The sequence below is a fragment of the Streptomyces sp. AcH 505 genome (assembly GCF_000818175.1).
In the GTDB taxonomy this organism is placed as follows: domain Bacteria; phylum Actinomycetota; class Actinomycetes; order Streptomycetales; family Streptomycetaceae; genus Streptomyces.
Genome location: NZ_JTIY01000001.1, coordinates 5,552,459 through 5,566,408, shown reverse-complemented (window position 1 = coordinate 5,566,408; position 13,950 = coordinate 5,552,459). Strand labels below are relative to the sequence as shown.

General features: G+C 72.7%; 12 protein-coding genes and 1 pseudogene. 6 read left to right on the top strand and 7 right to left on the bottom strand.

Annotation, left to right across the window (positions count from 1 at the left end; all coding sequences use genetic code 11):
• Window positions 1-285 precede the first annotated feature (285 nt).
• Window positions 286-1,443: a glycerate kinase gene (locus HY68_RS25030; RefSeq protein WP_041992563.1), complete on the bottom strand. Its 1,158-nt coding sequence runs from the start codon at window positions 1,441-1,443 to the stop codon at window positions 286-288.
• 166 nt (window positions 1,444-1,609) lie between these two features.
• Between HY68_RS25030 and HY68_RS25025 the strand changes: the two genes are divergently transcribed.
• From HY68_RS25025 to HY68_RS25015, 3 genes are all read left to right on the top strand, one after another.
• Window positions 1,610-2,101: an NUDIX hydrolase gene (locus HY68_RS25025; protein WP_041992560.1), complete on the top strand. Its 492-nt coding sequence runs from the start codon at window positions 1,610-1,612 to the stop codon at window positions 2,099-2,101.
• A 33-nt stretch (window positions 2,102-2,134) separates the two neighbouring features.
• Complete coding sequence (locus tag HY68_RS25020; protein ID WP_041997083.1) at window positions 2,135-3,196, top strand: MerR family transcriptional regulator; 1,062 nt, start codon at window positions 2,135-2,137, stop codon at window positions 3,194-3,196.
• 65 nt (window positions 3,197-3,261) lie between these two features.
• Complete coding sequence (locus tag HY68_RS25015) at window positions 3,262-3,981, top strand: Sir2 family NAD-dependent protein deacetylase (RefSeq protein WP_041992557.1); 720 nt, start codon at window positions 3,262-3,264, stop codon at window positions 3,979-3,981.
• 62 nt (window positions 3,982-4,043) lie between these two features.
• Here HY68_RS25015 and HY68_RS25010 read toward each other — a convergent pair whose 3' ends face one another.
• A complete protein-coding gene (locus HY68_RS25010) occupies window positions 4,044-4,550 on the bottom strand; it encodes a methylated-DNA--[protein]-cysteine S-methyltransferase (protein WP_041992554.1) in 507 nt (168 codons plus the stop codon).
• A gap of 11 nt (window positions 4,551-4,561) precedes the next feature.
• Window positions 4,562-6,040: an AlkA N-terminal domain-containing protein gene (locus HY68_RS25005; protein WP_041992551.1), complete on the bottom strand. Its 1,479-nt coding sequence runs from the start codon at window positions 6,038-6,040 to the stop codon at window positions 4,562-4,564.
• A 195-nt stretch (window positions 6,041-6,235) separates the two neighbouring features.
• On the opposite strand from HY68_RS25005, the gene HY68_RS25000 reads away from it, so the two are divergent.
• On the top strand, window positions 6,236-6,982 hold the full coding sequence (locus HY68_RS25000) for an SDR family oxidoreductase (protein WP_041992549.1): 747 nt from the start codon (window positions 6,236-6,238) through the stop codon (window positions 6,980-6,982).
• A 125-nt stretch (window positions 6,983-7,107) separates the two neighbouring features.
• Here HY68_RS25000 and HY68_RS24995 read toward each other — a convergent pair whose 3' ends face one another.
• Both HY68_RS24995 and HY68_RS24990 read right to left on the bottom strand, forming a co-directional pair.
• On the bottom strand, window positions 7,108-7,620 hold the full coding sequence (locus tag HY68_RS24995) for an O-acetyl-ADP-ribose deacetylase (protein ID WP_041992546.1): 513 nt from the start codon (window positions 7,618-7,620) through the stop codon (window positions 7,108-7,110).
• A gap of 37 nt (window positions 7,621-7,657) precedes the next feature.
• Window positions 7,658-9,073: an NAD(P)/FAD-dependent oxidoreductase gene (locus tag HY68_RS24990; RefSeq protein ID WP_041992544.1), complete on the bottom strand. Its 1,416-nt coding sequence runs from the start codon at window positions 9,071-9,073 to the stop codon at window positions 7,658-7,660.
• A 122-nt stretch (window positions 9,074-9,195) separates the two neighbouring features.
• Here HY68_RS24990 and HY68_RS24985 point away from each other — a divergent pair, with 122 nt between their 5' ends.
• Window positions 9,196-9,993: a nucleotidyltransferase domain-containing protein gene (locus HY68_RS24985; protein ID WP_041992541.1), complete on the top strand. Its 798-nt coding sequence runs from the start codon at window positions 9,196-9,198 to the stop codon at window positions 9,991-9,993.
• Window positions 9,994-10,060: 67 nt separating this feature from the next.
• Here HY68_RS24985 and HY68_RS24980 read toward each other — a convergent pair whose 3' ends face one another.
• Window positions 10,061-10,906: an inositol monophosphatase family protein gene (locus tag HY68_RS24980; RefSeq protein WP_041992539.1), complete on the bottom strand. Its 846-nt coding sequence runs from the start codon at window positions 10,904-10,906 to the stop codon at window positions 10,061-10,063.
• A 54-nt stretch (window positions 10,907-10,960) separates the two neighbouring features.
• Window positions 10,961-12,772: a gamma-glutamyltransferase gene (locus tag HY68_RS24975; RefSeq protein ID WP_041992536.1), complete on the bottom strand. Its 1,812-nt coding sequence runs from the start codon at window positions 12,770-12,772 to the stop codon at window positions 10,961-10,963.
• Window positions 12,773-12,968: 196 nt separating this feature from the next.
• Here HY68_RS24975 and HY68_RS44065 point away from each other — a divergent pair.
• Window positions 12,969-13,950, top strand: a pseudogene (locus HY68_RS44065) (hypothetical protein); the annotation flags it as partial.

Genomic DNA, 13,950 nt, shown 5'->3' with positions numbered 1-13,950 from the left:
CCCGATTGGCCGGGGGCTGAAGGGGGTCGTGCAGGGGTGGTGTCCGGAGCGTAGAGCGTGATTTGTGGCGCATCTCGGCGGTGGCTCCGCGTCTGGCGAGTACGCGCCGTAAATCATGCAGCGCAGGACACGACCCCGGAACGACACCCGGCGACCACCGCAACCAAGACCGCCAACCGAACCGCGCCGGACGGCGACACCGCGCAGGACACGACCCCGGAACGGCCCCCGGCAACAACCGCAACCAAGACCCGCAACCAGAAACCGCGCCGGACGGCGAAGCCGTCAGATCAGGAAGTCGCGCGCGATGTTCGACGCCAGACGTTCCAGCAGCGGGCCCGCCTGCGACATCGACCGCGCCGCGTCCGGCTCCAGGTCGCTCAGTGCGTACGCGCGGCGGATACCCGCCTTGCCCAGTTCCTCCGGCCGCAGCGCCAGCCGCCCGCAGACCGCGATCACCTCGACGTTCCGCGCACGCGCCGCCGCCGCCACGCCCGCAGGCGCCTTGCCGTGGAGCGTCTGCTCGTCCAGGGAGCCCTCGCCGGTGATGACCAGGGTGGCGCGGGACAGCGCCGAGTCGAAGCCGAGCACGTCGAGCATGACCTCGATACCGGGCCGGAAGCTCGCGTGCAGGCCGACCAGGGCCCCGTAGCCGATACCGCCCGCCGCGCCGGCGCCGGGCGCGTGGGCGAGGCCCGTGGCGCGGGAGCCGATGGCGGTCTCCAGGACCTTGGTGTAGTGGGTGAGGGCCGCGTCGAGCGTGGTGACGTCCGCCGCGCTCGCACCCTTCTGCGGACCGTAGATCGCGGCCGCGCCCTTCGGCCCCGTAAGCGGGTTGTCGACGTCGCTCGCGAGGACGATGTCCGTGTCGGCGAGCCGGGGGTCGAGCCCGGACAGGTCGGCGGTCGCGAGGTCGCGCAGGCCGCCACCGCCCGGGCCGACGGGGGCGCCGTCCGTGTCGAGGAGGCGCGCGCCGAGGGCCGTCAGCATGCCCGCGCCGCCGTCGGTCGTGGCGCTGCCGCCGACGCCGAAGACGATGTGCGAAGCGCCCGCGTCGAGCGCGGCGGCGAGCAGTTGGCCCGCGCCGTACGTCGTGGCGGTGAGGGCGGCGAACACGCCGTCGGGCAGGAGCTGCAGGCCGGAGGACTCGGCCATCTCGACGACCGCCGTGCCGTCGCGCAGCGCGAACGCCGCGGTCACCTCGTCACCGAGCGGTCCGGTGACCCGTACCTCGCGCCGTTCGAATCCGGCGGCCACCGCGGCCGCCACCGTGCCGTCCCCGCCGTCGGCGACGGGGAGCGTCTCCACCGTCGCTTCGGGGGCGACGCTCAGCAGCCCCGCGGTCACCCTCTCGGCGACCTGGACCGCTGTGAGTGAACCCTTGAATTTGTCCGCCGCGATGAGCACGCAGGCGGCCTCACGAAGTACTGCTCCGTCCGTCACTTGCAATCCCTTTGCTGTCGAACAAGCAGTCGCGCCGATTTGAGCTTATCCGTACGGGTTGTGCGAGGGGTACGGCGCCCCGGGACCGCGTCGCCGCACGGCCCGGGTGTCCCGGCCGATCCACAGGTCAGACAGGGGTGGCACCGGGCGCGGTTACGATTCCGGTGTGACACTTTCGGACTACGCCACGTACATCGCCGGCCTCCCCCGGGTCCTCGCCGGCGCCGCCACTCTCTTCAGGGACAGCGAGGGACGCGTACTGATCGCAGAGCCCAACTACCGGGAGGGCTGGGTGCTGCCGGGCGGCACCATCGAGTCGGACGAGGGCGAGACGCCGCGCCAGGGTGCCAGGCGCGAGACGCTGGAGGAGATCGGCCTCGATCTGGAGCCGGGCCGGATGCTCGCCGTCGACTGGGTGGTGGGTGAGGGCCGGCCGCCGATCGTCACGTATCTGTACGACGGCGGGGTGCTGGACGCCGAGCAGCTGGCGGCGGTGAAGCTGCAGGAGGAGGAGCTGGTGTCCTGGCGCCTCGTGGACCGCGCCGAGCTGCCCACGTATCTGCTGGGCACGCTCCTGCTGCGGGTGCAGGCGGGGCTCGACGCGCTGGATTCCGGTGCCGGCACGGTGGAGCTGGAGAACGGCCGTCCGGTGAGTTGACCTTCAAGTGTGTCGAACGCCGAGAATCGCGGCATGGACGGCACCCCTGAACTGCTCAGCATCAGCGCTTTCGCGCGGCGCGTCGGTCTCGCACCGAGCGCGCTGCGCTTCTACGACGACTGCCGGGTGCTGTTGCCCGCGCATGTCGACAGATCGACCGGTTATCGCTACTACCGCCCGGACCAGGTGCCGGGCGCCCAGCTGTTGCGTGACCTGCGCGCGACGGGCCTGCCGCTGGCCGAGGTCACGGTCGTACTGGACGGAGACGGATCGCAGGCGGCCCGCGCCGTGCTGGAGCGGCACCGCACCGCCGTGCGGGAGCGGACGCTGGCCGCCGACGCGTCGATCGCGGCCGTGCTGCGGTCGTTGTCGGAGGGCGCTTCGACGGTTGTACGGCTCGACGGCGCGGAACTGGCCGCGGCCGTGCGGCAGGTCGTACCGGCTGTCGGGCACGACGCGGAGCATCCGGTGCTCGGCTGTGTGCTCGTGGAGATCGACGACGGTGAGGTGAGCCTGGTGGCCACCGACCGCTACCGGCTGTCGGTGCGTACGCTGCGCCCGGCGTCGGTGGAAGGACCCCCGCGTGCGCTGCTGGTCGAGGCGGCGGACCTGATCGAGGCGGGGGCGTGGGCAGCGCGCTCCGCCGAGGTGGTGGTGACGGCCGATGCCGCCGGCGCCAAGCTCGGCGGTGCTGCGGGCGAGCGTGAACTGGCCCTGAGTGAGGGGGAGTTCCCGGCGTATCGGCAGATCCTGCCGGCGCCCACCGACCGCCGGGTGATCGTGGACCGGACGGCTCTGCTCGCGGTCGTCGCCAGCTTCGACGCCCCGGCGGTCGCGATCCGGTTCGGGGCGGACGAGATCGTCGTGTCCCTGCCGGACGGTTCGCAGCGGCGGGAGTTGCCCGCCGTCTGCGACGCGGGACCGCGGATCGGTTTCGACCCGGCGGTCCTGGCGCCGGCCCTGGAGTCCGGTGTCGGCCCTGATGTGCTGCTGGAGATCGCCGATGTGACCGGTCCTGTGCTGGTGCGCTCGGCCGACCAGGGCAGTTTCACCACGCTCGTGATGCCGGTCAGCCTCGCCCCGGCGGCGGCGTGAAGGCGGATGCCGGCCGCCGGAAATGGGGCGGCGTCCGGTGAGGTGATCAAGCTACGCTCGGCGGTATGACTCTCGTCGCGATCCTCAGCGGCGCCGGGATCTCGACGGATTCCGGCATCCCCGACTACCGCGGCCCGAACGGGGTGTGGCGCCGCGATCCCGAGGCCGAGAAGCTCGTCACGTACGACGCGTACATGAGCGATCCGGAGATCCGGCGGCGCTCGTGGCGGATGCGCGGCGACAGTCCCGCGCTGCGCGCCGAGCCCAACGCCGGGCATCGCGCGGTGACGGAACTCGAACGGTCCGGTACGGCGGTCCGGGTGATCACCCAGAACGTCGACGGGCTGCACCAGCTCGCCGGTATGCCGGAGCGCAAGGTGCTCGAACTGCACGGCACGGCGCGGTCGGTCGTGTGCACCCGGTGCCATGCGCGCTCCGCGATGCGGGACGCGCTGGACCGGGTCGCGGCGGGTGAGGACGATCCGGCGTGCCTGGTGTGCGGCGGGATCCTCAAGTCGGCGACGGTGATGTTCGGCGAGCGGCTCGATCCCGAGGTGCTGGGGCAGGCGTTGGCGATCGCCAAGGCGTGCGAGGTGTTCGTCGCGGTCGGTACGACGCTCCAGGTGCACCCCGCCGCGTCACTGGCGGGCGTCGCCGCCGACCACGGCGCGCGGCTCGTCGTGGTCAACGCCGAGCCGACGCCGTACGACGACCGCGCGGACGAGGTCGTACGCGAACCGATCGGCACCTCACTGCCCGCGCTGCTCAAGGGGTTTCACGCCTAGGGAGTGTCCGCGAAGTATCGTCGTCCACCCCCGCGAGCCAGACGAGACTTCGCGGACACGACCTAGAACAATGTCGCTCCGACCGGGGCCACGGTGGCTGCGCCTTCGAAGACCAGCAGTCGTTGTTTACGGTCGAGGCCACCGCCGTAGCCGATGAGGCTGCCGGTCGAGCCGATGACCCGGTGGCAGGGGACGATGATGCTGATGGGGTTCCTGCCGTTGGCGAGTCCCACCGCGCGTGACGCGGCGGGTTTGCCCAGGGCGTCGGCGAGTTGACCGTACGACCGGGTCTCCCCGTAAGGAATCAGCTGGAGTTGTTCCCACACGCTCAGCTGGAACGGGGTGCCCGCGAGGCTGATCGGCAGATCGAAGTGGGTCAACTCGCCGTCGAAATAGGCGGCGAGCTGGCGCTCGGTCTCCCGGAACGGGCGCGGATCGGGGTCGCCGAAGCTCTCCTCCGGCGGCCGGTGCCGGTGGTTGACCATGTAGAGGCCGCTGAGCCTGTCGTCCGTGGCGACGAGGGTCAGCGGGCCGTACGGGCTGTCGATGACGGTGTGTTGCTTGTGCACGTCGAATGTCCTTAGCCGGGAAGGTGGTTGATGGGGTGGTCGCCGGTGGCCCACAGGTACTGGACGGCGTACGCGCGCCAGGGCCGCCAGGCCGCCGCGCGTGCGGTGAGCGCCGCAGGGGTGGCCGGCAGCCCGAGGTCCTGGGCTGCGCGGCGTACGCCGAGGTCGCCGGGGAGGAAGGCGTCGGGGTCGCCGAGCGCGCGCATCGCGATCGACTCGACGGTCCAGGGCCCGAATCCGGGCAGGGCGGACAGCTCCGCCCTGGCCTGTTCCCAGTCGCTGTCGGCGCCGAGCCGCAGGGACCCGTCGGCGAGCGCCGCGACCAGGGTGGTCAGGGTCGTCCGCCGGGAGCGCGGCATGGCCAGCGCCTCCGGATCGAGCCCGGCCAGGGTCTCGGGGGTGGGGAAGAGATGAGTGAGCCCGCCCTCGGGATCCTCGATCGGCACGCCGTGCGCCGTGACCAGCCGGGCCGCGTGCGTACGGGCCGCGGCGGTGGAGACCTGCTGGCCCAGCACGGCCCGTACGGCGAACTCGGCCGCGTCCACCGTGCGGGGCACCCGCCGTCCCGGCCCCTCGGCCACCAGCGGCGCCAGCTCGGGGTCGGACGCGAGCTGTTCGTCCACGGCGACGGGATCGGCGTCCAGGTCGAGCAGCCGGCGGCAGCTGCTGATGGCGAGGGTGAGATCGCGCGGGTCGGTGAGGAGGAGCCGGCAGGCGATGTGGTCGGCGCGCGGCGCGAGGGCGACGATGCCGTGACCGTACGGCAGGGTGAGCGTGCGGCGGTACGCCCCGTCCCGCCACTCCTCGACGCCGGGCACGGCGGTGGCGGCGAGGTGCCCGAAGAGATTGTCGGGGTTGAGGGGCGCGCGGAACGGCAGCCGCAGGCTGATCACCCCGGGCGCTGCGGGCTCGGAGCCACGCCCGTGCCGGGCGTTGCGGGCGCGCAGCTCGCTCGGTGACAGCGCGAACACCTCGCGCACGGTGTCGTTGAACGCGCGGACCGAGGCGAACCCGGCGGCGAACGCCACCTCGGCCATCGGCAGTGTGGTGGTCTCGATGAGGACCCTGGCCGTCTGCGCACGCTGCGCACGGGCCAGGGCCAGCGGTCCCGCCCCCAGCTCGGCGCTGAGCTGCCGCTCGATCTGCCGGGCGGAGTACCCGAGCCGCGCGGCGAGCCCCGGAACGCCGTCGCGGTCGACGACACCGTCCTGGATGAGCCGCACGGCCCGCGCGACGGTGTCGGCGCGCGCGTTCCACTCCGGCGACCCGGGGCTGGTGTCGGGCCGGCACCGCTTGCACGCCCGGAACCCGGCCTGCTGGCAGGCGGCGGCGCTGGGCAGGAACGTCATGTTCTCGGCTTTCGGCGGCACGACGGGACAGCTGGGCCTGCAGTAGATCCGGGTGGTCAGGACCGCGGTGAAGAACCACCCGTCGAAGCGCGCGTCCTTGGACCGGACGGCACGCACGCAACGCTCGGTGTCGGTGTGCATGACTCAAGCATCGGGCACGGCGCCGCCCCGGGCTGGCGAAAAAACGACATCAGCCTTCGGGCCCCCGCAGCGTGTCCTGTCACAGGCGGGACGGCTGCCTTGTCTCTACTTGAGCAGCACAAACACGATCGGTGCCGGAAAACGGCCCCACCGAGGGCGGCCGGAGCACCGTGAGAACTCTGGAAGGAACCCCTGATGAAGATCGTCGTAATCGGTGGAACCGGGCTCATCGGCTCGAAGGTGGTCGCCAGGCTCAACGAGCACGGCCACGAGGCGGTGCCGGCGGCGCCGAACACGGGTGTCAACACCGTCACCGGGGAGGGTCTGGCCGAGGCGCTCCAGGGAGCGTCGGTCGTCGTGGACGTCTCGAACTCCCCCTCGTTCGAGGACGACGCCGTCACGAAGTTCTTCCGCGTCTCCACGACCAACCTGCTCAAGGCGGAGGCGGACGCCGGGGTGAGGCACCACGTGGCCCTCTCCGTCGTCGGCACCGACCGCCTGCAGGAAAGCGGCTACTTCCGCGCCAAGCAGGCCCAGGAAGACATGATCAAGGCCTCCGGCCTTCCGTACTCGATCGTGCACGCGACGCAGTTCTTCGAGTTCGCGAAGAGCCTCGCCGACTCGGCGACGGAGGGCGACACGGTGACCGTCGCCCCCATCAAGATCCAGCCCATCTTCTCCGGCGACGTGGGGACCGCCGTGGCCCGCACGGCCGCCGGCGAACCCGTCAACGGCACGACGGAGGTCGCCGGTCCCGACGTCTTCGAGCTTGAGGACTTCATCCGGCAGGGCCTCGCGGTCAAGAACGACCCGCGCACGGTCGTGACGGACCCGCACGGCCTGTACTGGGGCGCCGCACTCAAGGAATCCGACCTGCTCCCCGCCCCCGGCGCACACATCGCCGAAACCCACCTCGCCGACTGGAGCGCCCAGCAGCGATAGCTCTGCGGGACCCCGGCCCTGTCACGGAAGTGGCGGGGCCGTGCCCGCGACACATCGCGGGCCGGCGACCAGGCGCAGCACCACTGCGCCGACAAGCGCCCCACCGGCCCCCGCCGCGGGAGTGGTCAGTCGACGTACAGGGCGAACGCCTCGTACGCCCGCTCGTCGAAGAGGACGAACCTGACCTCTTCCACCGGGAGGGTGGCCGCCTCCCTGACCGTGTTGACCGCGATGCGGGCGCCGTCTTCCATGGGCCAGCCGTAGACGCCGGTGGACACGGCCGGGAAGGCTACGGTTCTGGCGCCCTGCTCGGCCGCGACGCGCAGGGACTCGCGGTAGCAGGAGGCGAGTAGCGCTGAGCGGTCTTCGGTGCTGCTCCAGACCGGGCCGACCGTGTGGATGACCCAGTGGGCGTCGAGGCGGCCCGCCGTTGTGGCTACCGCTTGGCCGGTGGGGAGGCCGCGGCCGTAGTGGCCTGCCCGCAGGTCGCGGCAGGCGGCCAGGATTTCGGGGCCGCCTCGGCGGTGGATCGCGCCGTCCACGCCTCCGCCGCCCAGCAGGGACGAGTTCGCCGCGTTGACGATGGCGTCGGTCTGCTGCTCGGTGATGTCGCCGCGTACCAGGGTCAGGGTGGTCATCGGGTCGCTCCGTCGGGGCGTCGGTCGGGGGGCGGGGTCAGCTTGCGCGCAGTTTGCGCCAGACGGATTTCGCCGCGTTGTGGCCCGACATGCCGTGCACCCCCGGGCCCGGCGGCGTTGCCGACGAGCAGATGTAGACCGCGGGGTGCGGCGTGGAGTACGGCGAGAGGCTGAGTTTGGGGCGCAGGAGGAGTTGGAGGCCGGCGACCGAGCCGCAGGCGATGTCGCCGCCCACGTAGTTGGCGTTGCGCGCGGCGAGTTCGGGCGGGCCCGCCGTGGCGCGGGCGAGGACGCGGTCGGTGAAGCCGGGGGCGAAGCGCTCGATCTGGCGCTCCACGGCTTCCGTCAGATCGCCCTCCCAGGCGTGCGGGACATGGCCGTACGCCCAGAAGACGTGTTTGCCCTCGGGGGCGCGCGACGGGTCGACGAGGCTGGGCTGGGCGGTGATCAGGAACGGGGTGCGGGGCGGGTGGCCGCCGACGGCCTGCTTCAGGGCCGTGCCGATCTCGCCGCTGGTCGGGCCGATCTGGACGGTGCCGGCTCTGCGGGGTGCCTCCGCCGTCCAGGGCACGGGGCCGTCCAGGGCGTAGTCGATCTTGAAGACGCTCGCGCCGTAGCGGTATCCGTCGTACACCCGGCCCAGCCGGGCGATACGCGCCAGCGCCGTCGGTGAGGTGTCGAAGATGTACGCGCGGGCCGGCGGCAGGTCGTCGAGGCGCTTGACCTCGTAGCCGGTGTGGATCGTGCCGCCCTGGTCGCGGAGGTAGCCGGCGAGGGCGTCCGAGATCGACTGGGAGCCGCCGCGCGCCATCGGCCAGCCGCCCGCGTGCGCGGCGAGGGCGAACATCAGTCCCACTCCTCCGGTGGCGATCCCGCCGAACGGCGCGATGACATGGGCGACGAGGCCGGCGAAGAGGGCCCGCGCCTTCTCGTCGCGGAAGCGGCGCATCAGCCAGCTGTAGGGCGGCAGTCCGGCCAGACCGAACCGGGCGAGGGTGACCGGGTCGCGGGGCAAAGAGATCGGCGGCAGGGACAGGAAGTCGCGGGCGAGCGCGTCCCATTTGCCGAGGAACGGCGTGACCAGGCGGCGGTACACCCCCGCGTCGTGTGCGCCGAACGACGCGGCGGTCTCGGCCGGCGAGCGGGACAGCACGGCCGATGTGCCGTCGTCGAAGGGATGCGCCATGGGCAGCTCCGGCTGGAGCCATTCCAGCCCGTACCGGTCCAGGGGCATCGCCTTGAAGGCCGGGGATCCGGCGCCCAGCGGGTGGACGGCGGAACAGGGGTCGTGGCGGAAGCCCGGGAGGGTCAGCTCCTCCGTCCGCGCGCCTCCGCCCACGGTCTCCTTCGCTTCGAAGACGGCCACGGCAAAACCGCGTCTGGCCAGTTCGACCGCGGCGGTCAGCCCGTTGGGTCCCGCCCCTACGACGACTGCATCGAGCATCGACGGCACCTTCGGACTCCTTTGTCAGCCGATGGCAAGAGGGTCCAGGATATTCCCGGGCACCGACAGCCCGAGCCCGGGTACTGTCCGCGACGAGGAATTCGACGACGATTTTCGCGGCGGGCGGCACGATGGACGAGACGATCGAAGCGATGGCGGCACGGCTCGTCGGCGTACCGGGGGTACGCGCCGTCGCGCTGGGCGGCAGCCGCGCCCGGGGTACGCAGCGGCCCGACTCCGACTGGGATCTGGGCGTCTACTACCGCGGCGAGCTGGACACGACCGCGCTGGCCGCGCTGGCGGGTGAGATGACGGGACGTCAGGTGGAGGTCGCGGGCCCCGGCGGCTGGGGCCCGTGGGTGAACGGCGGCGCCTGGCTGACGGTGGACGGCGTCGCCGTTGACTGGATCCTGCGCGACCTCGACCGGGTGGAGCGGGTGTGGGCGGAGTGTGTCGCGGGCCGGTTCGAGGTGGGGCACCAGCCCGGCCATCCGCTGGGCTTCTGGTCGCCCGCGTACGCCGGTGAGGTCGCCCTGTGCCGCGTACTGGCCGACCCTGACGGCGAGTTGACGCGGCTGCGCGCCACGGCGCAGAGCTACCCGGACGCGCTGCGGACCGCCCTGGTCGAGGCGGCCTGGGAGGCGGACTTCTCGGTGACCAACGCGCGCAAGTCGGCAGCGGCCGGTGACGCGCTCCATGTGTCGCTGTGCCTGTCGCGGGCCTTCGGCGTCCTCGCGCAGGCGCTGCTCGCCCGGCACCGGGTCTGGTGCGTCAACGAGAAGGGCGCGCTCGCCACGGCGGCCGGACTGCCGTCGGCCCCCGCCGACTTCGCCGACCGCGTGGCGGCGGCGCTGCGCTCGCTGGACACGGAAGCGGTCGGGTCGGCGGCGCGGCTGGTGCGGGAGACGCGAGAGTCGCTGGCCAGTTGAGCGGGCGTCAGGTCGGCGCGCGTCAGGTCAGCAGGCGTCAGATCAGCGAGCGTCGGGTCAGCAGGCGTCAGGTCAGCAGGTGCTCCCTGATCCGCCGGGCAGTCGCCTCGTCCCTGGCCGCCGTGAACGGCAGTGCGTTGCCGCCGGTGATACGGAACGGCTCGCCGGAGAGCGTCAGTTCGGCGCCGCCCGCCTCCTTCACCAGCAGCAGGCCCGCCGCGTGGTCCCAGGCGAACTCCCAGTTGAAGGCGACCGCGTCGAGCGCGCCGCGCGCCACGGCCAGATACTCCAGGCCCGCCGAACCGCAGGGGCGGGCGTCGACGCCTTCGGTGCGCAGCCCGAGCAGGGCGCGCTTCTGGGCGTCCGTCGTGTAGTCCGGGTGCGACATGGCCACCGTGAGCACCGCGCCGGGCTCGGGCGAGCCGGACCGCAGCGGTACGCCGTTCAGCCGGGCGCCCCTGCCGCGTACGGCGACGGCCATCTCGTCCAGCACCGGTGCGTACGTCCAGGAGGCCAGCACCTCGCCGCCCCAGGCGAGCGCGACGAGTGAGCAGAAACCGGGCTCGCCCCTGACGAACTGGCGGGTGCCGTCCACGGGGTCGACGATCCAGACGGGGGCTTCGCCGCGCAGTTCCTTGTAGACGGCGGGGTCCGCGTGGACGGCCTCCTCGCCGACGACGACGGAGCCGGGCAGCAGCGCGGTGAGCGCGGCGGTGAGATGCGCCTCGGCGCCCCGGTCGGCGACGGTCACCAGGTCGTGCGGACCGTTCTTCTCGACGATCTCGTGGGCGGCGAGCTGCCGGAAGCGGGGGGTGATCTCGGCGGCGGCAGCAGCGCGTACCGCCGCCTCGACGGCGGACACGCGGGGGCCGTCGCGCAGCGGCACCGTTCCGAACACAGAGTCATCGATCATGCCGTCCAGCCAATCATGGCCGGGTGCGGCGCGGACGGCCGGTCGTGTGACATCTCAGCGACCGACGGCGTAACCCTGCATGCCACGGGGGTTGGCCGCCGCCGACAGGATCCCGGTGTGCGGGTCCCTGGCGACGGCGCACAGCCGCCCCTCGGACCAGGGTTCACCGACTGTGACCTCATGACCGCGGCGGCGCAGCTCCTCGATCACACCGGGGTCCATGCGCTCCTCGACGATCACACTGCCCGGCCGCATCCCGCGCGGGTAGAAGGAGCTGGGGAAGGCGTCGTTGTGCCAGTTGGGCGCGTCGATGGCGCCTTGCAGGTCCAGGCCGCCGCGCACCCGGTCGCGCAGGACGAGCGCGAGGAAGAAGTGCAGCTGCCACTGGTCCTGCTGGTCACCGCCGGGGGTGCCGAAGGCGACAGTGGGCACGCCGTCGCGCAGCGCGAGGGAGGGGGTGAGGGTGGTGCGGGGCCTGCGCCCCGGGGTCAGCGAGTTGGGCAGGCCCTCTTCGAGCCAGGCCATCTGCAGCCGGGTGCCGAGCGGGAAGCCCAGCTCGGGCACGACGGGATTGGACTGGAGCCAGCCGCCGCTCGGGGTCGCGGAGATCATGTTGCCCCAGCGGTCCACGATGTCGAGATGGCAGGTGTCGCCGCGGGTCGTGCCGTCCTTGGCGACGGTCGGCTCGCCCGCGCCCGCCGCCGCCGGCACGTCGAACTCGGCGTCACCGGCGGCGACGGCGGTCACGTGCGCGCCGAGCACCGGCTGCCGCCCGTCCGGGCTGCCGGGGCGCAGTTCGTAGGAGGCCCGCTCCCCGACGAGCGCGCGGCGCCGGGTGTTGTACGGCTCCGACAGCAGCGCCTCGAGCGGTACGTCGGCGGCGTCGCCGTACCAGGCCTCCCGGTCGGCCATGGCCAACTTGCAGCCCTCGACGAGGAGATGGACGTACTCGGCGGAGCCGTACCGGGGCAGCTCATCGGCGCGGCCGGGCAGCAGCGCCAACTGCTGCAGGAACGCCGGGCCTTGGCTCCAGCCGCCCGCCTTGCAGAGGGTCCAGCCGTCCCACGTGTAGGTGACGGGTGCCTCGTACGCCGCCGACCAGCCGACCAGATCGGCGGCCGTCAGCGTGCCCGTATGGCGTGCGCCGCTGGTGTCCATGGTGGGGGTCGCCGCCTGCCGTACCAACGCGTCGGCGACGAACCCCTCGCGCCAGATGGCCCGTGCGGCCTCGATCTGCGCCAACCGCCCTGCCCCGCCTGCCGCTTCCTCCGCCTCGGCGATCAGCCGGCGCCAGGTGGCGGCGAGCGCGGGATTACGGAACAGCGCGCCCGGCTCGGGTGGTTGACCGCCCGGGAGGTAGACGTCGGCCGACGACGTCCACTCCGTCTCGAAGAGTTCGCGCACCGCCCCGACGGTGTGCGCGATCTGCTCGACGGGCGCGTGGCCGTCCTCCGCGTAGCCGATGGCGTACCGCAGCACCTCGGCCGGCGTCTTCGTACCGTGGTCGCGCAGCAGCACCATCCAGGCGTCGAAGGCGCCGGGTACGGCGGCGGCCAGCGGTCCGGTGCCGGGCACCAGCCGCAGTCCCAGCGAGGTGTAGTGGGCCACGGTGGCACCCGCGGGGGCGGGGCCCTGCCCGCACAGCACCTGGACCTCGCCGCCGGCGGGCGCGAGGATGATCGGCACCTCGCCGCCGGGTCCGTTGAGATGCGGCTCGACGACATGCAGGACGAACCCGGCCGCCACGGCGGCGTCGTACGCGTTGCCGCCGTCCTCCAGGACCGCCATCGCGGACTGCGAGGCGAGCCAGTGCGTGGAGGACACCATGCCGAAGGTGCCCTGGAGCGTGGGGCGGGTCGTGAACATGTGGCTCTCACCTCGCTGTTCGCACCGACCGGTCGTTCCGGTCGCCGCCCGGGCAGACTATCGACAGGGGGCCACCGCGCTCACCGCCCGTCGCCATAAATGGCTCGCGGCCGGCGCGAGGGGTCGGTAGTCTCGCCGCGATGACGACTCCTTCTGTGTACAGATCGGGGGACCCGTCCGCGCAAGGTGAGTGCTGATGCTCACCTCGACCGCGAACAGGGATGCCCGCTTTTCCTTCTGGCCGCGCGTGCGCGAGTTCGCCGTGCCGGCCTCCATGATCGAGACTGCGACCGCCCGCCGGCACGCCGGTGACTGGGCGGGGGCGTGTGCCGCCGCAGGCTTCGACGTCGATTTCCGTCTCCGTGACGTGGCGCGTACCCACGGCAGGCAACTGAGGGCCCGGCTGCGGGCCGATCTGCGCCAACTGGCGCCGGACCTGCTGCGCTGGCACATGCCGAGGATCGCTCCTGACGGGCTGCTGCGGCCGGGGCTGACCGTCGCGCTGGCCCGGTACGGGTCCGCAGGGCAGGACGAAGCCGCAGGGCAGGGAGGGGCTGCGGGGCCGGACGAAGCGAGCCCGGTGTATCTCGTGGCCCGTACGGCGCCGGCCTGGGCGGATGCCGGTCAGCGGATCAGTCTCGCGCTGTGGGACGGCTCGCTCCCCACCGCCGGCGACCGCCGTCATCCGCATCCACGGCCCGACCGGCGGTTCCGCTTCGACCTGCACCGGCATCTGTGGGACGCACGCAGGACCGACGAGCTGCGTGTCCGGTCGGGGGCCGAGGGGCCGCCCGCCGACAGCGGCCCGGAACTGCCGGCGGCAATGCCTCAGGGACTCCACTGTGCCGTGGACCGCTGGCCGGCCGAGGCGGCGATCCTGCTCGGTGCCGAACGCCGGTCCACCGGGAGCGCCGATACCGGCGGCACCTTCACCGTACGGCTCGCATCCAGGCACCGGCTGGTCCTGGACCTTGTCCCGGACAGGGACAGGGACAGGCACGGGGACGGCGGCGCGCCGCGACTGCGGATCGCGAACACTCCCCCGGCCGACGCGTCGGCACTGCCCGTCCTGCCCGACGCGGCGACGTGGGTACCGCCCGACCTGGAGCTGATCCGCAGCGGTTCGATCGCGGCCCGTCAGCTGCACCCGCTCGTCGCCGCAGCGCTGCTGCCGGACC

What these genes read in the sequence shown, in the direction of transcription:
- HY68_RS25020 (WP_041997083.1), top strand. Translation starts at nt 2,135, where the DNA reads ATGGACGGCACCCCTGAACTGCTCAGCATCAGCGCTTTCGCGCGGCGC.
- HY68_RS25015 (WP_041992557.1), top strand. Translation starts at nt 3,262, where the DNA reads ATGACTCTCGTCGCGATCCTCAGCGGCGCCGGGATCTCGACGGATTCC.
- HY68_RS25005 (WP_041992551.1), bottom strand. Translation starts at nt 6,040, where the DNA reads ATGCACACCGACACCGAGCGTTGCGTGCGTGCCGTCCGGTCCAAGGAC.
- HY68_RS25000 (WP_041992549.1), top strand. Translation starts at nt 6,236, where the DNA reads ATGAAGATCGTCGTAATCGGTGGAACCGGGCTCATCGGCTCGAAGGTG.
- HY68_RS24995 (WP_041992546.1), bottom strand. Translation starts at nt 7,620, where the DNA reads ATGACCACCCTGACCCTGGTACGCGGCGACATCACCGAGCAGCAGACC.
- HY68_RS24985 (WP_041992541.1), top strand. Translation starts at nt 9,196, where the DNA reads ATGGACGAGACGATCGAAGCGATGGCGGCACGGCTCGTCGGCGTACCG.
- HY68_RS24980 (WP_041992539.1), bottom strand. Translation starts at nt 10,906, where the DNA reads ATGATCGATGACTCTGTGTTCGGAACGGTGCCGCTGCGCGACGGCCCC.
- HY68_RS24975 (WP_041992536.1), bottom strand. Translation starts at nt 12,772, where the DNA reads ATGTTCACGACCCGCCCCACGCTCCAGGGCACCTTCGGCATGGTGTCC.